Origin of the sequence: Methylobacterium sp. NMS14P, assembly GCF_028583545.1 — a bacterium.
GTDB lineage: Bacteria > Pseudomonadota > Alphaproteobacteria > Rhizobiales > Beijerinckiaceae > Methylobacterium.
On sequence record NZ_CP087106.1, the window covers coordinates 3097117 to 3116113 of the forward strand.

The 18997-nt window shown below is 72.2% G+C and carries 18 protein-coding genes; 6 read left to right on the plus strand and 12 right to left on the minus strand.

Annotated elements, in window-relative coordinates:
- Positions 1 to 19: 19 nt before the first annotated feature.
- The 3 genes from aroC to LOK46_RS14970 all read right to left on the minus strand — a co-directional run bounded on the left by aroC (position 20) and on the right by LOK46_RS14970 (position 2971).
- Entirely contained in the window at positions 20 to 1120 is a 1101-nt protein-coding gene (aroC, locus tag LOK46_RS14960; RefSeq protein WP_273564491.1) for a chorismate synthase, read from the minus strand.
- Between the two features lie 103 nt (positions 1121 to 1223).
- The gene (locus LOK46_RS14965) at positions 1224 to 1841 is read right to left on the minus strand and encodes a DUF3578 domain-containing protein (RefSeq protein ID WP_273564492.1); all 618 of its coding nucleotides are present in this window, start codon (positions 1839 to 1841) and stop codon (positions 1224 to 1226) included.
- Positions 1838 to 2971 carry an anhydro-N-acetylmuramic acid kinase gene (locus tag LOK46_RS14970; RefSeq protein WP_273564493.1) on the minus strand — a complete coding sequence of 378 codons (1134 nt, stop codon included), beginning with the start codon at positions 2969 to 2971 and terminating at the stop codon, positions 1838 to 1840. Before LOK46_RS14970 ends, LOK46_RS14965 begins: the two co-directional genes overlap by 4 nt.
- 123 nt (positions 2972 to 3094) lie before the next feature.
- Between LOK46_RS14970 and tyrS the strand changes: the two genes are divergently transcribed.
- Complete coding sequence (tyrS, locus tag LOK46_RS14975; RefSeq protein ID WP_273564597.1) at positions 3095 to 4366, plus strand: tyrosine--tRNA ligase; 1272 nt, start codon at positions 3095 to 3097, stop codon at positions 4364 to 4366.
- A gap of 32 nt (positions 4367 to 4398) precedes the next feature.
- The gene (locus LOK46_RS14980; RefSeq protein ID WP_273564494.1) at positions 4399 to 5082 is read left to right on the plus strand and encodes a response regulator; all 684 of its coding nucleotides are present in this window, start codon (positions 4399 to 4401) and stop codon (positions 5080 to 5082) included.
- A 15-nt stretch (positions 5083 to 5097) separates the two neighbouring features.
- On the opposite strand, the gene tatC is transcribed toward LOK46_RS14980, so the two are convergent.
- The 6 genes from tatC to argS form a co-directional block, all read right to left on the minus strand.
- Positions 5098 to 5898, minus strand: a complete 801-nt coding sequence (tatC, locus tag LOK46_RS14985) for a twin-arginine translocase subunit TatC (protein ID WP_273564495.1) — start codon at positions 5896 to 5898, stop codon at positions 5098 to 5100.
- Positions 5895 to 6494: a Sec-independent protein translocase protein TatB gene (tatB, locus tag LOK46_RS14990; protein WP_273564496.1), complete on the minus strand. Its 600-nt coding sequence runs from the start codon at positions 6492 to 6494 to the stop codon at positions 5895 to 5897. Before tatB ends, tatC begins: the two co-directional genes overlap by 4 nt.
- Positions 6495 to 6597: 103 nt before the next feature.
- A complete protein-coding gene (locus LOK46_RS14995) occupies positions 6598 to 6870 on the minus strand; it encodes a twin-arginine translocase TatA/TatE family subunit (RefSeq protein ID WP_273564497.1) in 273 nt (90 codons plus the stop codon).
- 157 nt (positions 6871 to 7027) lie between these two features.
- Positions 7028 to 8032 (minus strand): beta-N-acetylhexosaminidase, encoded by a 1005-nt coding sequence (nagZ, locus tag LOK46_RS15000; RefSeq protein WP_273564498.1) that lies wholly within the window; start codon positions 8030 to 8032, stop codon positions 7028 to 7030.
- A gap of 240 nt (positions 8033 to 8272) precedes the next feature.
- Positions 8273 to 9652, minus strand: coding sequence for an SPOR domain-containing protein (locus LOK46_RS15005; RefSeq protein ID WP_273564499.1), 1380 nt, complete (start codon positions 9650 to 9652; stop codon positions 8273 to 8275).
- A gap of 48 nt (positions 9653 to 9700) precedes the next feature.
- Positions 9701 to 11452, minus strand: coding sequence for an arginine--tRNA ligase (gene argS, locus LOK46_RS15010; RefSeq protein WP_273564500.1), 1752 nt, complete (start codon positions 11450 to 11452; stop codon positions 9701 to 9703).
- Between the two features lie 279 nt (positions 11453 to 11731).
- Between argS and LOK46_RS15015 the strand changes: the two genes are divergently transcribed.
- Positions 11732 to 12163: a hypothetical protein gene (locus tag LOK46_RS15015; protein ID WP_273564501.1), complete on the plus strand. Its 432-nt coding sequence runs from the start codon at positions 11732 to 11734 to the stop codon at positions 12161 to 12163.
- Positions 12164 to 12188: 25 nt separating this feature from the next.
- On the opposite strand, the gene LOK46_RS15020 is transcribed toward LOK46_RS15015, so the two are convergent.
- A complete protein-coding gene (locus LOK46_RS15020; RefSeq protein ID WP_273564502.1) occupies positions 12189 to 13436 on the minus strand; it encodes a deoxyguanosinetriphosphate triphosphohydrolase in 1248 nt (415 codons plus the stop codon).
- A 153-nt stretch (positions 13437 to 13589) separates the two neighbouring features.
- Here LOK46_RS15020 and LOK46_RS15025 point away from each other — a divergent pair, with 153 nt between their 5' ends.
- The 3 genes from LOK46_RS15025 (at position 13590) to LOK46_RS15035 (ending at position 16570) form a co-directional block, all read left to right on the plus strand.
- Complete coding sequence (locus LOK46_RS15025; RefSeq protein WP_273564503.1) at positions 13590 to 13916, plus strand: HesB/IscA family protein; 327 nt, start codon at positions 13590 to 13592, stop codon at positions 13914 to 13916.
- A gap of 144 nt (positions 13917 to 14060) precedes the next feature.
- Complete coding sequence (locus LOK46_RS15030) at positions 14061 to 15980, plus strand: hypothetical protein (protein WP_273564504.1); 1920 nt, start codon at positions 14061 to 14063, stop codon at positions 15978 to 15980.
- Positions 15981 to 16054: 74 nt separating this feature from the next.
- Positions 16055 to 16570, plus strand: coding sequence for a DUF2165 family protein (locus LOK46_RS15035; protein WP_273564505.1), 516 nt, complete (start codon positions 16055 to 16057; stop codon positions 16568 to 16570).
- A gap of 76 nt (positions 16571 to 16646) precedes the next feature.
- Here LOK46_RS15035 and LOK46_RS15040 read toward each other — a convergent pair whose 3' ends face one another.
- The gene (locus LOK46_RS15040; protein ID WP_273564506.1) at positions 16647 to 17876 is read right to left on the minus strand and encodes an MFS transporter; all 1230 of its coding nucleotides are present in this window, start codon (positions 17874 to 17876) and stop codon (positions 16647 to 16649) included.
- 243 nt (positions 17877 to 18119) lie between these two features.
- The gene (locus tag LOK46_RS15045) at positions 18120 to 18950 is read right to left on the minus strand and encodes an isocitrate lyase/PEP mutase family protein (RefSeq protein WP_273564507.1); all 831 of its coding nucleotides are present in this window, start codon (positions 18948 to 18950) and stop codon (positions 18120 to 18122) included.
- Positions 18951 to 18997 lie beyond the last annotated feature (47 nt).

An 18997-nucleotide genomic window follows, 5' to 3' on the forward strand; every position in this document is an offset into this window, starting at 1 on the left:
TCGTTGGGACGGACCCGGATCAGGGCTGAGATCCGACCTGTCCGCGATGGCGCAGATAGTGATCGGCCAGCACGCAGGCCATCATGGCCTCCGCGACCGGCACGGCGCGGATACCGACACAGGGATCGTGCCGGCCCTTGGTGACGAGATCCACCTCGCCGCCGTCGCGGGTGACGGAGCGGCGCGGGGTCAGGATCGAGGAGGTCGGCTTGACGGCGAAGCGCACCACGACCGGCTCGCCGTTGGAGATGCCGCCCAGGATGCCGCCCGCGTGGTTCGCCAGGAACCGCGGCCGGCCGCCGTTGCCGGCCCGCATCTCGTCCGCGTTGTCCTCGCCGCGCAGGGCCGCCGCCGCGAACCCGTCGCCGATCTCGACGCCCTTCACGGCGTTGATCGACATCATCGCGGCGGCGAGGTCGGCGTCCAGCTTGCCGTAGACCGGCGCGCCGAGGCCGGGCGGCACGCCCTCGGCCACCACCTCGATCACGGCGCCGACCGACGAGCCGTCCTTCCGGAGTCCGTCGAGATAGGTCTCGTAGAAGGTCGCCGTCTCGGCATCGGGGCAGAAGAACGGGTTGTTGCCGACCGCGTCCCAGTCCCAGCGGGACCGGTCGATGGCGTGCGGGCCCATCTGTACCAGGGCCGCCCGGATGGTCACGCCCGGGATGACCTTGCGGGCCACGGCGCCGGCCGCGACCCGCGCGGCAGTCTCCCGCGCCGAGGAGCGCCCGCCGCCGCGATAGTCGCGGATGCCGTACTTCACGTCGTAGGTGTAGTCGGCGTGGCCGGGGCGGTAGCTGTCGCGGATCTCCGAGTAGTCCTTCGAGCGCTGATCCGTGTTCTCGATCATCAGCGCGATCGGCGTGCCGGTGGTGAGCTGGCGGCCGCCGGTGCGGTCGTCGGCGAACACGCCGGAAAGGATCTTCACCTGATCGGGCTCGCGGCGCTGCGTCGTGAAGCGCGACTGGCCGGGCTTCCGGCGATCCAGCTCGGCCTGGATCTCCTCGGCCTCCAGGGGCAGGCCGGGCGGGCAGCCGTCGACGACGCAGCCGAGCGCGATCCCGTGGCTCTCGCCGAAGGTCGTGACGCGGAACAGGTGGCCGAAGGTGTTGTGCGACATGGCGCGGCTGCCTTAGCGCGGGAGCGGCGGGGGCACAAACGCGGCCCGTGCAGGGCGGCCGGGCATACGCGCGCGCGGCGATGGACCGGAGCGGCCGGCAGGCTCATGACGCCTTAGGTGAACCGGGCAGATCGAGCCCGCCCCGCGCCTTCAGCGCCCGGTACGCCGCGACCGCCGCGGTGAGATCCCGGTGCAGCCGGCGCTCGTCGCCGAGATCGGCAAGGCCGTAGGTGAGGCCGAGGATGTGGGCGGCCTCGTAGCCCTCAGGCAACTCGCCCGCGCTGCCGAGAGCGATCGTCGCGTTCGGCAGCGCGTCGGTGAAGTCGGACATCCGCGCCCGGAGCGCCGCGCCGCTGGTGCGGAGGTGGGCGCCGGCCGTCGCCGGACCATGGGCCCGGATCGCCGCGACCGTTCCTTGGGCGAGTGACAGGTGCACCGCCTCGCGATGCGCCGGGAACAGATAGACGAGGTAGTAGCCCCGCGTCGCGCTGGTGGTGACGGCGGGATCGAACACGGCGATCCAGGGGATCGCCGCCCACTTGCTCCCCCGCCCGGGGCTGCCCTTCACGAGGAACGGCCCGTCGATCGGATCCAGCGCGCCGCGCAGCTCGTCCGGCGCGCCTTTCCGGATCACCGTGGCGAGCGGATGCCCGGCCGGCGGGTCGAGCCGGGCGAGCGGGTATTCCTCGACGATCCGCCGGAGCGCGTAGCCGAGGCTCACGGCCGCGCCAGCACCCCGCCGGTGATGGCCTCGCGCACCCCGGTGGTCGACGGGAAGGTGATCGGCAGACCCCGGAGCGAGCGCACCGCCAGGTACGCGAAGGCCTGCGCCTCCAGGTAGGCGGAGGACCAGCCGATCGCGTCTGCGGTCGTGATCTCGGCGCGCAGGTGGTAGTTCAGGAGGCGCACCAGCTCGCCGTTGCGGGCGCCGCCGCCGGCCACGATCCAGCGGGTCGGGACCTCGGGGGCGTGGTCGAGGGCGCGGGCCACCGCCCGCGCCGTGAAGGCCGTCAGCGTCGCGGCGCCGTCCTCGGTGGACAGCTGGCCGGCGAGCTTGTGGGAGAACCAGTTCCGGTCCAGCGACTTCGGCGGCTTGCGGAAGAAAAACGGGTGGGTCAGGAGCCAGGCCAGCAGCTGCTCGTCCGGGCGGCCCCGGGCCGCGGTGCGGCCGCCGTCGTCGAGGTTCTTGCCCTCGCGCTCCTGCATCCACTCGTCGATCAGGGCGTTGCCGGGACCGGTGTCGAAGGCGATGACGCCGCCCTTCGAGTCGATCAGCGTCGCGTTGGCGACGCCGCCGATGTTGAGGATGCCGAAGGGCCCGTCGAAGCCCGACGCCTCGGCCAGCGCCTTGTGGAAGACCGGCACCAGCGGCGCCCCCTGCCCGCCCGCCTCGATGTCGGCCCGGCGCAGGTCCGAGACGACCGGGATGCCGAGCCGGGTCGCCAGCGCCTGCCCGTCGCCGATCTGGATCGAGATCCGCTGGTCCGGGCGGTGGATCACGGTCTGTCCGTGGAAGCCGATCACGTCGATCTCCGAGGCGGTCAGGCCGTGCTCCTCCAGGAAGCGCTCGACGGCCTCGGCATGGGCGAGGGTGACGAAGGCCTCGGCCTCGGGCAGCCGCCCGGGTCGGTCGCCGGGATGGAGGACGGATTCGGCGTCCTTGGTGGCGGCGCGCAGCAGCGCCTTCTCGTCGTCGGCGTAGCCGCGATAGCCGGTCGGGCCCAGCGGTTCGAGGAAGTTGTTGTGGCCCTTGACCACGTGGACGCGCTCGCCGTCGGTCTCGATCAGCGCGATGTCGACGCCGTCCAGCGAGGTGCCGCTCATCAGTCCGATCGCGCGCATCATCGCCATGCCGTGCTGCCCCGTGCCTTTCGGCCAACGCCCTGCTAAGAGCGCGCCGTATCCTGAACCCAGCGCGAGCTAGCATGCGGGGCCTCGGCCTGTCGCGCCAGCGCGCGACCCGAGATGGCATCCATGACCGCCGAGAGCTTCGCGCCGAAATCCGACTTCCTGCGGATCCTGACCGAGCGCGGCTATATCCACCAGACCTCGGACCTCGCCGGCATCGACGCCGCGGCCCTCGAGGGCCGCCTGACCACCTATGTCGGCTACGACTGCACGGCGCCCTCGCTCCATGTCGGGCACCTCCTGTCGATCATGATGCTGCACTGGCTGCAGGCCACCGGGGGCAAGCCGATCGCCCTGATGGGCGGCGGCACGACCCGGGTCGGCGACCCGTCCGGCCGCGACGAGACCCGCAAGATCCTCACCGTCGAGCAGATCGACGCCAACAAGGCGGAGATCCGCAAGACCTTCGACCGGTTCCTGCGCTTCGGCGAGCGGACCGGCGACGCCGTGATGGTCGACAACGCCGAGTGGCTGACCAAGCTCAACTACATCGAGATGCTGCGCGACATCGGCCGCCATTTCTCGGTGAACCGCATGCTGTCGATGGACAGCGTGCGCCTGCGGCTGGAGCGCGACCAGGAACTGTCGTTCCTCGAGTTCAACTACATGATCCTCCAGTCCTACGACTTCGTGGAGCTGAATCGCCGCTACGGCTGCGTCATGCAGATGGGCGGCTCGGACCAGTGGGGCAACATCGTCAACGGCATCGATCTCGGCCGCCGCATGGGCACGCCGCAGCTCTACGCCCTGACCTGCCCGCTGCTGACCACGTCGTCGGGCGCCAAAATGGGCAAGACTGCGGCCGGCGCCGTCTGGCTCAACCCGGAGATGCTGAAGCCCTACGATTACTGGCAGTTCTGGCGGAACACGGAGGACGCGGACGTGGCCCGCTTCCTCAAGCTGTTCACCCTGCTGCCCATGGAGGAGATCGCGCGCCTCGCCGCCCTCGCCGGCTCCGAGATCAACGCGGCCAAGACGGTGCTGGCCACCGAGGCCACCGCGCTGATGCACGGCCGCGACGCCGCGGAGGCCGCCGCCGAGACCGCCCGCAAGACCTTCGTCGAGGGGACGCTGGCCGCCGACCTGCCGAGCGTCACCGTGCCGACCGCCACCCTGGAGGCCGGCCTCGGGGTGCTCACCGCCTTCGGACCGGAGGTCGCCAAGCTCGTGCCGTCCACCAGCGAGGCGCGCCGTCAGATCAAGGGCGGCGGCCTGCGGGTCAACGACGTGGCGGTCACGGACGAGAAGGCCGTCCTCGGCCGCGGCGACGTGACCGCGGACGGGGTGATCAAGCTCTCCTTCGGCAAGAAGCGGCACGTGCTGCTGCGGCCCGAATAGGCCGCCCGAGACCGCCACGAGGGACGGAACGCGTGAGCATAGCCCGCATCCTGGTGATCGACGACGAGCCGCCGATCCGCCGGCTGCTCCGGACCGGGCTCGGGACGCAGGACTACGCGGTCGCCGAGGCCGCCGACGGGGCCGCGGCGCTCGCCGCCCTGGAGGCCGGTGGCGTCGATCTCGCGATCCTCGACCTCGGCCTGCCCGACATGGCCGGCCACGCCCTCCTGGCGGCGATCCGCGAGCGCTGGCCCGACCTGCCGGTCGTGATCCTGTCGAGCCGCGACGACGAGCGCGGCAAGGTCGAGGCCCTCGATCTCGGCGCCGACGACTACGTCACCAAGCCCTTCGGCATGAACGAGCTGCTGGCGCGCATCCGCACGGCCCTGCGCCACCGTCTCGCCATGCAGGGCGAGCGGCCGATCTTCCGGGTCGACGACCTCTCGGTCGACCTCGTCCGCCGCGTCGTCCGGGTCGGCGAGCGCGAGGTGAAGCTGTCCCCGCGCGAGTATGAGTTCCTGCGCGTGCTGGTGCAGCACGCCGGCAAGGTGCTCACCCACGCGCATCTCATGCGCCACGCGCCGGCCTCGTCGGATCCGCAGTACCTGCGCGTCTACATCCGGCAGCTGCGCCAGAAGCTCGAGCCGGACCCGGAGCGCCCGCGCTACCTGCTCACCGAGACCGGCGTCGGTTACCGCCTGCGCGCACCGGACTGAGCCCGGCGCGCCGCCTCAGGGTTCGAGCTCCTCCGCGGCCCGCCGCGCGGCGCGCAGCTTCTCGACCCGCGCCACCGAGAACACCGAGGCCTCGTAGAGGAGCAGCATCGGGATCGCGAGGGAGAGCTGCGAGATCACGTCCGGCGGCGTCAGGATGGCGGCGGCGACGAAGACCAGCACGATCGCGTAGCGGCGCTTCTCCCGCAGGAAGGCCGCGTCGATGATCCCGATCTGGCCGAGCAGCGTCAGGATCACCGGCAGCTGGAACGCGATCCCGAACGCGAAGATCAGCGTCATGATCAGCGACAGGTACTCGTCGACCTTCGGGAGCAGCTTGATCGTCGGCTCGCCGGCCACACCCACCTGCTGGAGCGACACCGAGAACTTGATCAGCAGCGGCATCGCCAGGAAGAACACCACCAGCGCGCCGAGCAGGAAGAAGATCGGCGTGGCCACCAAGTAGGGCAGGAACGCCTTCCGCTCGTTGCGGTAGAGGCCGGGCGCCACGAAGGCGTAGATCTGCGTCGCGATCACCGGGAAGGCGAGGAAGGCCGCGCCGAAGACGCTGAGCTTGATGTTGGTGAACACCTGCTCGAGGAAGTGCGTGGCGATCAGCTCGGCGTTCTGCGCACCCACGATCGAGACGTAGGGGTAGACTAGCACATTGTAGATGTCGCGCGAGAAGAAGAAGCACGCGAAGAACATCAGCACGAAGGCGATCAGCGACTTGATCAGCCGCGCCCGCAATTCGATCAGGTGTTCGAGCAGGGGCGCCCGCGACGCCTCGATCTCGGCCTCGTCCGCCTCGCTGATCATCGCGCAGCCGTGCCGTTCTTGGACTCTTCGGTGGCGGTGTGCGCGGCGGGCGGCTCGGGCGGAGGCCCGTACGGATCATCCACCGACCCGGGCACGGGCAGGGGTGCCTCCGGGACCTCGGGCGCTGCGGGCTCGGTCGACTTGCCGGCGGGCAACGCCGAATGCGTCCCGGCGGCGGCAGGCGTCCCCGCGGCTTCCTGCTCGGCCTTCAGCTGTGCCGTGGCGTCGGCCAGGGACCGGGTCTCGACGGGAGGGGTTTCGGGGCCGGGCATCTCCGGACCCATCTTCTCCGGACCCATCTTGGCCCGGCCCTCGACGGCGCCCTTCAGCTCGTCGCGGATCGTCTGCACGGGATTGAAGGCCGAGCCCGCCGTGCGGACGGTGTTGCGGATCCCGTCGACCTCGCGCCGGACGTCGTCGAGCTCCGCCTCGCGGATCGCCTCGTTGAACTGCATCTGAAACTCGCCGGCCATGCGGCGCAGCTTCGAAGTGATCTGACCGACGGTGCGCAGCGCCTTCGGCAGATCCTTCGGTCCGATGACGATCAGGGCGACGCCGCCGATCAGCATCACCTCGCCCCAGCTCATGTCCAGCATGTCGTCGACGGTCCTGCTGCCCCGAGATCCGGCACGGCGGCCGGACCCCGTCAGGCTCTACACGAGCGCGCGCGCTCTGACAGTCCTACAGTCAAGCTCGCCGTCAGACCGGCTTGCGCTCGCCGCTGGGGAGATGGCTCGCCGGGATCGCGGTGCCGGGGCTGGTCTCGGCGGCATGCGGGATGGTGCGGACCGGCTCGGCCGGGGGCGGCGCGGCCTGGGCCGCCGGCGGGGTCTCGTCCTCGGCCATGCCCTTCTTGAAGGCTTTGATGCCCTTCGCGACGTCGCCCATCAGGTCGGACACCTTGCCGCGCCCGAAGAGCAGCATCACGATGACCGCGACGATGACCCAGTGCCAGATACTCATGCTGCCCATGGCAACCTCCTGCGGGCGCCCCGAAGAAGCGGGAGCGTGACGCCACGTCCGGTTGAGGATTTCGGGGCGAACCTAGGGATCGCGCCGCCCGAACACAAGCAGAGGCGATGCCACGGCCGGTGGAAGGCCGCGGTGGAAGGCCGCAAGGTGTCTCAGGTCAGGCGGCGGCGAGCGCCGCGGCGAAGCGGTCGCGGGCTTCCGCGACGTCGAGCCCGTCGCCGGCGGGGTCGAGCCGCGCCAGCGCGGCGGCGGCGCGGCGCGCGGCCTCGCCCGTCAGTTCGGGCGCCGCCTCGGCCACGGCGCGCATCTCGTCCATCGCGCCGTTGCAGTGGAGCCCGATATCGATCCCGGCCGCGAAGGCGCGCTCTGTCCGGTCGCGGAACGTGCCGGTCAGCGCGTGCATGGACAGGTCGTCGGTCATCAGCAGGCCGTCGAACCCGATGGCGCCGCGGATGATGTCGCGGATGACGGTGGCCGACTGCGTGGCCGGCCGGTCCGGATCGATGGCGGTGAAGACGACGTGCGCGCTCATCGCCATCGGCAGGTCGGCGAGGGCCCGGAAGGTCCGGAAATCCTGCCCGGCGAGATCCGCGCGGGTGGCGTCGACCACCGGGAGGCCGTGGTGGCTGTCGCAGGTGGCGCGCCCGTGCCCGGGGATGTGCTTCATCACCGGCAGCACGCCGCCGGCCATCAGGCCCTCGGCGACGGCGCGGCCGATCTCGGCGACGCGCTCCGGGCTCGTCCCGTAGGCCCGGTCGCCGATTATGTCGTGCGAGCCCGGCGCCGGCACGTCGAGGACGGGAGCGCAGTCGACGTTGATGCCGACCTGCGCGAGGTCGTGCGCCATCAGGCGCGCCCCGAGGCGGGCGACCGTCGCGGCGCTGCCGTTCAGTCGGCCGTAGCGGCCTCCGGCCGGGTAGGCCGGCCAGTGGGGCGGACCCATGCGCTGGACCCGGCCGCCTTCCTGGTCGATCAGGATCGGCGCCCGGTCGGACCCGACGCAGTCCCGGAGCGCGCCGGTGAGGGCGCGGACCTCGTCGGGGGTCCCGACGTTCCGCTTGAACAGGATGAAGCCCCAGGGCTTCACGTCCCGGAAGAAGGCCATCTCCTCCGCCGTGAGCGACGGGCCGGTGCAGCCGAGGATCAGGGCACGGGAGGTCATCTGGATCGGCTCGGAAACAGCTCGGTGACGGCGCGAGTACGGCGGCGGGACCGCCGGGCGGCTCGAATCGATGGCGACAGAGTCGGGCGGGAACGGGGAGCCGGCAAGACCAAACCGCGGCCCCGGGGCGCGGGCCGGGTCGATCGCACCGACCGTGTTGCCGTGGAGACTCGGTCGGACGGGCGACGCGGATCACCGCGGTCGGGCACGCCGTCCCGTCCGCGATGGGCCGTCAGGATGTCAGTTCTTGGCCACGAAGCACTGACCGCCCTCGCCCTGCAGGGCACTGCACAGGCTCGCGGCCTGGGCCTTCTCCAGCGGCCCGACGCGGACGCGGTAGATCGTCTTGCCGTTGACCTCGGCCTGCCGGATCAGCTCGGGCTTGCCGGCGAGCTGCGCGTACTTGGCCTGCATCTGGCGGAACGCGGCCTTGGCCTCGGCGGCGGAGCTGCGCACCCCGAGCTGCACCGAGAAGCCGGTCACCGGGCCGGACTTCACGGCGTCGTCGTCGGTCGCGGTGCTGGCGGTGGTGTCGGGCGCGGCCGCGCCGCCCGGCGCGACGGCGGCGATGCGCTGGGCCGCCTTCGGCGGCGGCTTCACCGCGACCGGCTTGGGCGCCGGCTGCTCGACCGCGGCTTCCGGCTGCGCGTCGACGGGCGTGGCCGTGGTCGCCGGCATGGCGGTGGCGGTTTGGCGGACGGGCCTGGACTTCGCGGGCGGCGAGGCCGGCGCCTCGTCGCTCGGCAGGACCATGGTGGGGATCGGGGCCGGCCCGGCATCGGCGGCCTGCTGCTCGCGCGGCGGCGGCGCGGGCGGCGCCTCGGGCTTGACCGCGACGGTGCGGACGCGGCGCGGCTCGCCGAACGCCTCGAACGGGCCGTTGCCCGGCGTCGTGCCGCCCTGGGCGCCGGTCGGCTGCGACGGGCCCTGGGCCGCCTTCGCGGCCTCGGCCACGTCGAGGGGCTGCTCCTCGCGGTTCACGATCTTGATCTGGCCGTCCTTCTTGCCCTTCGGATCGTAGATCTGCCGGTTCTGATCCGGGATCTCGACGCCGTCGGCGACCTTCGGGGCGACCTTGAGGGGCGTGGAATCGGCCTGGACCACCGGCACGCCGCCGTGGCCCGAGTTGCTCAGGCCCTTGTAGGTGAGCGCCCCGGTGACGGCGATCGCCACCACGGCCACGCCGGCGCCCACCGAGACGAGGCGCCGCCGCGGATTGGCGCGACGCAGCGCGCGGCTGTCCGCGTAGGTCTCCTCGTCGCCGGTCGAGGTCGGGCCGTTCTCCGGGGCGTAGCCGGCGCCCTCGCGGTGCGTGTCCTGCTCCACGGAGGCGAGGTACTGGTCGAACGCGTCGGCCGGGGTGCCCTTGGCGGCCTCCGGAGCGAAGCTCGGCTCGACCCGAGCATTCCAGCCGGCCTGCTGCGGCGCGGCGGGCGCGACGGCGCGCATCTCGTCGCGGGCGGCGAGCAGCGCCCGGAACGGATCGTCCTGGCCGACGATGCGGGCGAGTTCCGCCAGCGGGTCGGCCTTGCCGGACGCCTGCGGCGCCTGGCCCTGCTCCTGACGCAGATCGCGCGCGAGGGCGTCCAAATCGACCTGAGCGCGCGAAGCGTTCGTCATGGCAGCATCCTCACATCAACGCCGAAGACCGGCCCGATGCACCCGGGCCTATCGCATCTCGTCCGGCGCGGTCACACCGAGAATCGCAAGGCCGGCCGCCAGCGTGCTCCGCAGAGCTTCGACGAGCGCCAGCCGGGCCCACGTCGACTTTCGGTCGGTTGCATTAACAAACCGTAATTGCGGCAAGTCTTTGCCCTTGTTCCAGAAACTATGCAGCGCCGAGGCGAGTTCATAGAGATGGAAGGCGATTCTGTGCGGCTCGTGCGCCAGGGCGGCGGATTCGAGGACCCGCGGGTACTGCGCGATCAGGCGCATCATCTCGATCTCGCCCGGATCGCTCAGCACGGCGAGGTCCGCCTCGCGGGCCAGCGCGGCGGCCGAGAGGGCGGCGTCCGGGAAGGCCTCGCGCGCCTGCCGCTGCACCGAGCGGACGCGGGCATGGGCGTACTGGACGTAGAAGACCGGGTTGTCCTTCGACTGCTCCACCACCTTGGCGAGGTCGAAATCCAGGGTCGCGTCGTTCTTCCGGTAGAGCATCATGAACCGGATCGCGTCGCGGCCGACCTCGTCGATCACGTCGCGCAGGGTCACGAACTCGCCGGCCCGCTTCGACATCTTGACGGGCTCGCCTGCGCGCAACAGCCGCACCAGCTGGCAGAGCTTGACGTCGAGCGTGGCCTTGCCGTCGCTGACCGCCTTCACGGCGGCCTGCATGCGCTTCACGTAGCCGCCGTGATCGGCGCCGAGGACGTCGATCAGCTCGGTCGCGCCGGCGAGGTACTTGGCGCGGTGGTAGGCGATGTCGGAGGCGAAGTACGTGTACGAGCCGTCCGACTTCAGCAGCGGCCGGTCGCTGTCGTCGCCGAATTCCTTGGTGCGGAACAGCGTCTGCTCGCGGTCCTCCCAGTCCTCGGGCAGCTGCCCCTTGGGCGGCGGGAGGCGGCCCTCGTAGACGAGGCCCTTGGCGCGCAGCTCCGCGAGCAGGGACTTCACGGCCCCGCTCTCTTGGAGCGTGCGCTCGGAGAAGAACACGTCGTGGCGGATGCCGATCGCCTCCAGGTCGGCCCGGATCATGTCCATCATCATGCCGAGCGCGGTCGCGCGCACCGCGGGCAGCCACTCGGCCTCGGGCAGGTCGAGGAGCGCGCGGCCGTGGGTCTCGGCCAGCTGGGCGCCCACGGGCTTGAGGTAGTCGCCCGGGTAGAGGCCTTCCGAGATCGCGAAGGTCTCGCCCAGGGCCTCGCGGTAGCGCTGGAAGGCGGAGCGGGCCAGCACGTCGACCTGCGCGCCGGCGTCGTTGATGTAGTATTCCCGCGTCACCTGCCGGCCAGCAGCGACCAGCAGGTTGCACAGGGCGTCGCCGAACACCGCGCCGCGGCCGTGGCCGACATGCATCGGCCCCGTCGGGTTCGCCGACACGTACTCGACGTTGATGGTGCCGCCGGGTAGCTGCGCGCGGCCGAACGCCTCCGGCGCGGTCAGCGCGTCGCGCACGACCGCGTGGAAGATCGCGGGGTCGAGCCGCAGGTTGATGAAGCCCGGTCCGGCGACGCTCGCCTCGACGATCCGCGGATCCGCGCGGAGCTCGGCCGCCAGGGCCTCGCCCAGCGCCTTCGGGTTGGCCCGCGCCTCCTTGGCGAGCACCAGGGCGGCGTTCGTGGCGAGGTCGCCGTGCGACGCGTCGCGGGGCGGCTCGACGACCACGCGGCCCAGGTCGAGGCCCTCGGGCAGGTGGCCGGCGCGGGTCAGCGCCTCCACGGCCTCGCGCACGCGCGCCTCGAACAGGGCGAAGATGTTCATGGGTCTCGATCTCGCTCGCGCGGGGGTCTCGTCGCCCGGCCCGTCCGGCCTGCGCCCGCCCCGGCGGTCTAGCAAGGGGGCGGGAGGGTGTCACGGCGCGGGGCCGCGCACCGACCCCGCGGAATCCGCGGTCGCGGCATCGCTCCGGTAACCACGTGCGCGTCGCCGACGGGTTATCCCGCGCGACGAATACGGATCGCCCAGTGTCCGTCTTGTCTCGATCGAGACGACACGGTGTCATCGTCGGCGATCGTGAGTAGGCCGATCGCGGAGTTACTGATGAAGACCTTGACGATTGCGGGCACGGCGCTCTGCGCGCTCATCCTGGCCGCGCCGAGTGCCGAGGCGGGCGGGTTCCGCGGTGGCGGATTCCATGGCGGCGGATTCTACGGCGGCGGCTTCCGCGGCGGTTACCGGGGCGGCTACGGCTACCGCGGCGGCTACGTGGCCCGCGGCTTCTACGGGCGCGGCTACGGTTACGGCTATCGTGGCGGCTACGGTCGGGCCCTCGGCTACGGGCTGGCCGGCGCGGGGATCGGCCTCGGGCTCGGGCTCGCCGCCGGCAGCGTCTACGGCGGCTACGGTTATGGCGGCTACGGCTACGGCTACCCGGCCGCTTACGGCGGTTACGGCTACGCCTATCCCGCCGGCTACGGTGGCTACGGCTACGGCGGGTGCTACGGCAGCTTCACCTGCGGCTGCGGCTGCTGACACAAGGCCGACCCGCGCCGGGCCCTCAGGGCTCGGCGAGGGGCAGGCCCCGGCTGGGCAGCTCCCAGTGGAGGTCCGGCGTCGTCGCGTAGAGCTTGCGGTGCGCCAGGACCGCGTAGGTGTCGGTCATGCCGGCGATGTAGTCGGCGACCCGGCGGGCGACGCGGGCCTCGGCGGCCCCTTCGAGCCCGGCGCTCCACTCCTCCGGCATCCGGGCCGGCGCCGCGGTGAAGGCGGCGAACAGGTCGTTGACGATGGTGTCGGCCTTCTTTCGCACCGCCACCACCCCGGGATGCCGGTACATCCGCTCCCACAGGAAGCGCATGATGTCGGCGTCGGCCGCCGCGATCTCCGGCGAGAAGACGATGACCGGCTGATCCGCGGTCCGGATGTCCTCGACGCGATGCGGATCCGCCTCGGCGATGCGGCGGCCGCCCTCGCGGATGACGTCCTCGACGAAGCGGGTGATCACCCGCCGGGCGAGCTCGTGGATCATCCGCGACGGCTCCAGGCCCGGATGCAGGCGGTCGATCTCGTCGAGCAGCCCGGCCAGGAACGGGACCGCCCGCAGCTCCGGGATCTCGAACAGCCCGGCGCGCAGCCCGTCGTCGAGGTCGTGGGCGGCGTAGGCGATGTCGTCCGCCAGGGAGGCGGCCTGGGCCTCGGGGCCGGCCTGGCTCCACAGGTCGAGGGGGTTCAGCGCGTCGTGTTCCAGGATCGCCGCCGGGATGCCGCGGGCGGCGTAGCGGGGCGTCGGCCGGCCGTCCGCGGTGAGCAGCGGACCGTTGTGCTTGACGAGGCCCTCCAGCGTCTCCCAGGCGAGGTTCAGCCCGTCGAAGCCGGCGTAGCGCCGCTCCAGCCGGGTGACGATCCGCAGCGCCTGGGCGTTGTGGTCGAACCCGCCGTAGCGGGCCATGCAGGCGTCGAGGGCGTCCTCGCCGGTATGGCCGAAGCAGGTGTGGCCGAGGTCGTGGCTGAGCGCCAGCGCCTCCGCGAGATCCTCGTCGAGCCCGAGGGCGCGGGCGAGCGCCCGGCCGATCTGGCTCACCTCCAGCGTGTGGGTCAGGCGGGTGCGGTAATGATCGCCCTCGTGATGCACGAAGACCTGCGTCTTGTGCTTCAGACGCCGGAACGCCGTCGAGTGGATGATCCGGTCCCGGTCGCGCTGGAAGTCGCTGCGGGTCGGCGAGCCGGCCTCCGGGATCAGGCGTCCCCGGGTGCGGGCCGGGTCGGTGGCGTAGGGCGCGCGCCAGCGCTCACCGCTCGGTCGCACGGCATCCGCTCTCGAACTCACGCACCCTGCTCATGACGGCTCCCCGCCCGGCGCGTTGCGGCGCGGGCTTGCGGCCCATATCTTGTGGGTCAGGGCGCCTTCGGCAACGGGCCGGGCGCGCCGTCCACCGAACGAATGCGTGGCCAGAGACCGATGGCTGAGATCACCCTGACCGCCCGCGCGGCCAAGCGCATCAACGAGATCATGGTGGCGGAGCCGGCCGGCTCGTCGCTGCGGATCAGCGTCAACGGCGGCGGCTGCTCGGGCTTCTCGTACGCCTTCGACATAACCCGCGCCCGGGAGTCGCAGGACGTCGCGATCGAGCGCGACGGCGCCACCGTGATCGTCGATCCGGTCTCGCTCGAGTACATGAGCGGCTCGACCATCGATTTCGTGAACGATCTGATCGGGCAGTCCTTCAAGATCGAGAACCCGCTCGCCACCGCCTCCTGCGGCTGCGGCACCTCCTTCTCGTTGTAGCGCCCGGCGCGGCGCCGCCGCGCCGTTGCGTCCGTACGACACCGGTCCCGGCTCGATCGCCCGGGCCGGCGCGCGCGATTGCCTCGCCCGGCAAAACGCGGCACGGCTAAGGCATTCCCGCGAGAGCCTTGGTCCGGACCTGCCATGAACCACCCGAAGGCCCGTCTCCGCCTCCGGTCGGCCTGGGCGACGGCCGCCATGCTGGCCCTCCTCGGCCTCGCGCCGGCGCCGCTCGCCGCGCAGGAGGGCGCCGCAGCCGTCCAGGACGTGACGGTCAGCGACGTGGTGATCCCGCTCGGCGGCACGCTGCTGAGGGCCCCAAAGCTGACGGCGAGCGGCACGCGCCTCTCCAAGGAGGACCTCGCGGCGATCCTGCGGCCCGATTCCAGCGTGCCCTGGGAGCAGCGTCTCGCCCGGCTCGATGCCGGCAGCCTGACCGTCCCGGTCCTCACCTCTGAGAACGCGGGTCCCGGCGACAACCGCCAGACCGTCACCTACCGCGACGTGGTCGCCCGCGACATCCGCGCCGGCCGCGTCGGCGAGCTGACGGCGGCCGGCGCGACGGTCAGCTCCGTCGCGGGGCCGAACCGCGGCTCCGGGACCTACGGTCAGGTGCGCGCTACGGACCTGGATCTCGCGGCGCTCAGCCGGCTCTACACGGTGCCGGGCGACGGCAAGGGGCCGGTCCAGCGCGTCTACGGCACCATCCAGGTCTCGGACGTCACCTACTCGGACGCGCGCGGCACCACCGTGAAGATCGCCCGCCTCGACGGCCGCGACCTCGGCGGCCGGCAGGTCCCGGACGGCTGGGGCGGCGCCTTCGCCATCGTGGCCAACGGCTTCGACGGCACCAGCGACCGGCGCCCGCTGGCGGCGGCCGCCGCCGATCTCATCGACGCCACCTCGGTCGGCAGCCTGGAGATGCAGGGCCTGAGCGTCAGCGACACCGATCCGAAGGGGCCGGTGCTGTTCGAGATCGGCCGGGCCGCCTACACCTCCGCGGGCTCGGAGGGAGGCACCACGCTGGACAACCTGTCGATGACCCGCGGCGCCCTGCGGATCCATGTCGGCCGCGTCGCCGCGCTGGGGACCTCCCTGGCGCCCACCGTCGCGACCCTCCAGGGCATCGCCGCCGAGCCGACGGGCGGGACCGACTTCTCCGACGTCGAGCTGCGTCGCCTGACGCCGAAGCTCGGCACGCTCACCCTCACCGACCTGTCGATCGATCTGCCGCCCGAGGCCGAGCCCGAGCGGGCGCCGCCCCGCGACGTCCGGCCCCCGGTTCGCGGCGCGCTGCCCGAGCCGGGCCGGTCGGCGCGGACGCCCGAGCAGCCCAGGCCGGCCGACAAGACCGGGGATCCCCTCGCGGTCACGGTGTCGCCGCGGCCGGCCCCCCGCATCGGCCTGCGCGAGGCGGCCCTGGCCTTCGGCCCGATGACCGAGGGCGTGCCCAGCGCGACCCGGATCAGCCTCACCGGCCTGAGCATGCCCGCCGACCTGCTCGCGGGTGCGCCGCTCGTCGGCCTGCTGCCGGCTTACGGCTACCGGGACCTCGACCTCAACCTCGTGGCCGACGCGAGCCTGGACGAGAAGGCCCGCGACCTTGCCCTGCGCGAGGTCACGATTTCCGGGCGCGACATCGGCACGGTCCGCCTGTCCGGCACGCTCGGAGGCATCGGGCCCGAGCTGTTCTCCGGCACCCTGCCGGCGGCGACGATGGTGATGTTCTCGGGGAGCGCCAAGACCCTCGACCTGACGGTGGAGAATGCCGGCCTGTTCGAGCGCTTCCTGGCCGCGCAGTCGAAGGATCTCAGCCTCAAGCCGGACGAGCTGCGCAAGGAATACGTCACCGCCAGCCTGCTCGGCGTGCCGATCATCCTCGGCAACAGCGCGGCCGCCAAGGGCATCGGCGCCGCCATGGGCCAGTTCGTGATGAAGCCCGGCAAGCTCGTGGTGCACGCGAAGTCCAAGGAGCCGGCCGGCATCGGCTTCATCGACCTCGGCGCGGCGCGCTCGCCGGCGGCCGTCCTCGACCGGCTCGAGGTCGAGGCGAAGGCGAACTGAGGGCCGCCGGCCACCGGTTGAGCCCTGTCCGGGGCCAATCCGGTGCCGACGCCCGCGTGTCAGGAGGGCCGTTCATGCTCGCCATCCGCCTCTCGAAGGCCGCCCTCGTGGGCGCCCTGGCGCTGACCTGCACGCTGGTCGTGTACGGCAACGTCGTGGAGCCGGCCGTCAACCTCGCCTTCGTGCAGCACGTCCTGTCGATGGATACGATCCTGCCGGATTCCGGGATCGGCGACCGCTCGATCACCGATCCGGCTCTGCAGCGCGGTGCCTTCACGCTGATCGTCGCCGCTGAGGCCGTGACGGCGGTCCTGCTCTGGGTCGGCGTCGCGCTGATGCTCGCGCGGCTGCGCGCCCCGCGCGGCGACTTCGCCAAGGCCAAGACCTGGGCGATCGCCGGCCTGAGCCTCGGCTTCCTGGTCTGGCAGGCCGGCTTCCTGGGCATCGGCGGCGAGTGGTTCGGCATGTGGATGTCGAAGACCTGGAACGGCCAGCAATCCGCCTTCCGTTTCGCCATGACGGTGCTCGGCGTGCTGATCTACGTCGCCCTGCCGGAGACCGAGGATCCGAACGGAGCCCGCGGGGCCTGAGATCGCGCGGCCGATGCCGCGACTGTCGCGACACGCGTCCGCGGCAACCCGCCGGAGCCCGGCCTCGGTGCCGCGCTCACGCCCCGCCGGGTCGGTGCGCGCCGCGCGCGGTCGTGAGCGCGAGCGCCGTCGCGGCCAGCGCCAGGGGCGCGAACGACACCCGGAGGACCGTGTCCCAGCCGTAGCTCGTCAGCAGGCCCCCGGACGAGAATGAGCCTACGGCCACCATCCCGAACACGATGAAGTCGTTGATCGACTGCACCCGCGTCCGCTCCTCCGGGCGATGGCAGTCGAGCACCATCGCGGAGGCGCCGACGAAGCCGAAGTTCCAGCCGACGCCCAGGAGGACGAGGGACAGCCAGAAGTGCCCGACGTCCGCGCCCGCGAGCCCGACGAGCGCGGCCGCGCCCGTCAGGGTGAGGCCGGCTGCCACCACGCGGGACGCGCCGAAGCGCGTGATCAGTCGCCCGGTGAAGAAGCTCGGGCCGTACATGGCGATGACGTGCCATTGCAGGCCGAGATTGGCCTCCTCCTGCGCGTGGCCGCACAGGCGCATGGCCAGCGGGGCGGCCGTCATGACGAAGTTCATCAGCAGGTAGGACACGGCCCCGCAGATCACCGCGATGCCGAAGCGCGGCTGCGCGAGAATGACGGCCAGCGGTCGCCCGCCGGCGACGGTCTCGGCGGCCGGTCGCGGCAGGCGAACGCCGGCCAGGACGAGGGCGGCCGCACCGGCGACGGCCGCCTGGGCCAGGAAGGTGGCCGCGAACAGGTAGGGAGGCCACAGGTTCATGGTGTGGGTGACGAGCTGCGGCCCGATCACCCCGCCGAAGACGCCGCCGGCCATGACCGCCGACAGCGCCCGCGGCCTCCGTTCGGCCGGAACGCAGTCCGCGGCCGCGAAGCGGAACGAGAAGACCACGGCGGCGTAGGCGCCGCCGAAGAACATCGCCGCGCAGAACAGCCAGAAATTGGCCGTGGCGATTGCCCAGGCCGAGAGCACGCCGACGAGCACACCGCACCCGGTGCCGACCATGAAGACGGTGCGACGCCCGTAGCGCCTGGCGATGCTGCCGGTCGGCAGGGCGCAGGCGGCCATCCCGACGACGAAGATCGAGATCGGCAGCGTGGCCAGGACCTGGCTGGGCGCGAGCATGTTGCCGACGACCGCGCCCGTCGCGAACACGACGGTCGAGTTCGCCCCGGCGAGGGCCTGCGCGACGGCCAGCCTGACCACGTTGCCGGTCGCCGATCGGTCGGCGACGGCGGGTGCAAGGTCGATGGCGGAAGGGGACTCGCGGGACATCGGGACGCTCAGGTATCGACGGGCCGCCGCGGCCGGTCGGGCCGGCGACCCGCGATGCGCGGGGCCGACCGCGGTGGATCCGGCTCGACGGGCGCATCGGTATAGCGGCGGCCTTCTTGTCCGTATCTCGACGCGATGACAAACCGTGCCGCCCGATCCTTCGCGGCTCGGGCGTCCAGGCCGATCGACGCTCGTTCGCGGCCGGGCTGCGGGCCGTAGGACAGCGACCCCGTGCGGTCGCGCCTACCGCGGCTCATCCGCCATGTAGGATTTCGCCTCGTTGCCCGGCATGGCCTCGGACGCGTAGGTGAAGGTACCGCGCTCGAGCACCTCCCGGGCCGCGCGCGCGAGACCGCCGAGGGCCGCCCGCGCGAACGACCCGCCGACGCTGATCCGCTTCACGCCGACCGCCTGCAGCTCGGCCACCGTGTATTGCCGGGGCGACAGGCCGGCGACGACGTTCACCGGACGGCTCACCGCGGCGCAGACCGTCCGGATGGCGTCGAGGTCCGGCAGGTTGGGGGCGTAGAGCACGTGCGCCCCGGCCTTCTCGTAAGCCTGGAGGCGGCGGATCGTGTCGTCGAGATCGGGCCTGCCGCACAGGTGGTTCTCGGCGCGCGCGGTCAGCACGAATGGAAGCCGTCGCGCGGCCTCGGCCGCGGCGGCGACCCGCTCGACGGCGAGACCGAAATCGAAGATCGGTCGGGCAGCGTCCCCTGTCGCGTCCTCGATCGACCCGCCGACCAGCCCGATCGCGGAGGCCCGGGCGATCGTCAGCGCGCACGCTTCCGGGTCGGCCCCGAACCCGTCCTCCAGATCGGCCGTCACGGGCAGGTGGGTCGCGTCCACGATGGCGCGGGCGTTCTCCAGGATCGCGTCGCGGGACAGGGACGCGGCCGAGTCCCGCCGTCCGATGGCGAACGCGAATCCGGCGCTCGTCGTCGCCAGCGCCTCGTAGCCGAGGGCGGTCAGGATCCGCGACGAGCCGGCGTCCCAGGGGTTCGCCACGACGAACGCGCCCGGCCGCTCGTGCAGCGCCACGAAGGCCCGATGTTTGGCGTCCAGGTCGGCCATGCGCACCCCCGTCGATCGATCCTACGCCGCTCGGGCCGCGCGGGGAA

Excerpts from the sequence above, each read along its gene's own strand:
- LOK46_RS15045 (WP_273564507.1), bottom strand. The coding sequence starts at position 18,950 with ATGGCCGACCTGGACGCCAAACATCGGGCCTTCGTGGCGCTGCACGAG.
- argS (WP_273564500.1), bottom strand. The coding sequence starts at position 11,452 with ATGAACATCTTCGCCCTGTTCGAGGCGCGCGTGCGCGAGGCCGTGGAG.
- LOK46_RS15005 (WP_273564499.1), bottom strand. The coding sequence starts at position 9,652 with ATGACGAACGCTTCGCGCGCTCAGGTCGATTTGGACGCCCTCGCGCGC.
- LOK46_RS14970 (WP_273564493.1), bottom strand. The coding sequence starts at position 2,971 with ATGGCGATGATGCGCGCGATCGGACTGATGAGCGGCACCTCGCTGGAC.
- tatB (WP_273564496.1), bottom strand. The coding sequence starts at position 6,494 with ATGCTGGACATGAGCTGGGGCGAGGTGATGCTGATCGGCGGCGTCGCC.
- LOK46_RS14995 (WP_273564497.1), bottom strand. The coding sequence starts at position 6,870 with ATGGGCAGCATGAGTATCTGGCACTGGGTCATCGTCGCGGTCATCGTG.
- tatC (WP_273564495.1), bottom strand. The coding sequence starts at position 5,898 with ATGATCAGCGAGGCGGACGAGGCCGAGATCGAGGCGTCGCGGGCGCCC.
- LOK46_RS15025 (WP_273564503.1), top strand. The coding sequence starts at position 13,590 with ATGGCTGAGATCACCCTGACCGCCCGCGCGGCCAAGCGCATCAACGAG.
- tyrS (WP_273564597.1), top strand. The coding sequence starts at position 3,095 with ATGACCGCCGAGAGCTTCGCGCCGAAATCCGACTTCCTGCGGATCCTG.
- LOK46_RS15030 (WP_273564504.1), top strand. The coding sequence starts at position 14,061 with ATGAACCACCCGAAGGCCCGTCTCCGCCTCCGGTCGGCCTGGGCGACG.
- LOK46_RS15015 (WP_273564501.1), top strand. The coding sequence starts at position 11,732 with ATGAAGACCTTGACGATTGCGGGCACGGCGCTCTGCGCGCTCATCCTG.
- LOK46_RS15035 (WP_273564505.1), top strand. The coding sequence starts at position 16,055 with ATGCTCGCCATCCGCCTCTCGAAGGCCGCCCTCGTGGGCGCCCTGGCG.
- LOK46_RS15040 (WP_273564506.1), bottom strand. The coding sequence starts at position 17,876 with ATGTCCCGCGAGTCCCCTTCCGCCATCGACCTTGCACCCGCCGTCGCC.
- nagZ (WP_273564498.1), bottom strand. The coding sequence starts at position 8,032 with ATGACCTCCCGTGCCCTGATCCTCGGCTGCACCGGCCCGTCGCTCACG.
- aroC (WP_273564491.1), bottom strand. The coding sequence starts at position 1,120 with ATGTCGCACAACACCTTCGGCCACCTGTTCCGCGTCACGACCTTCGGC.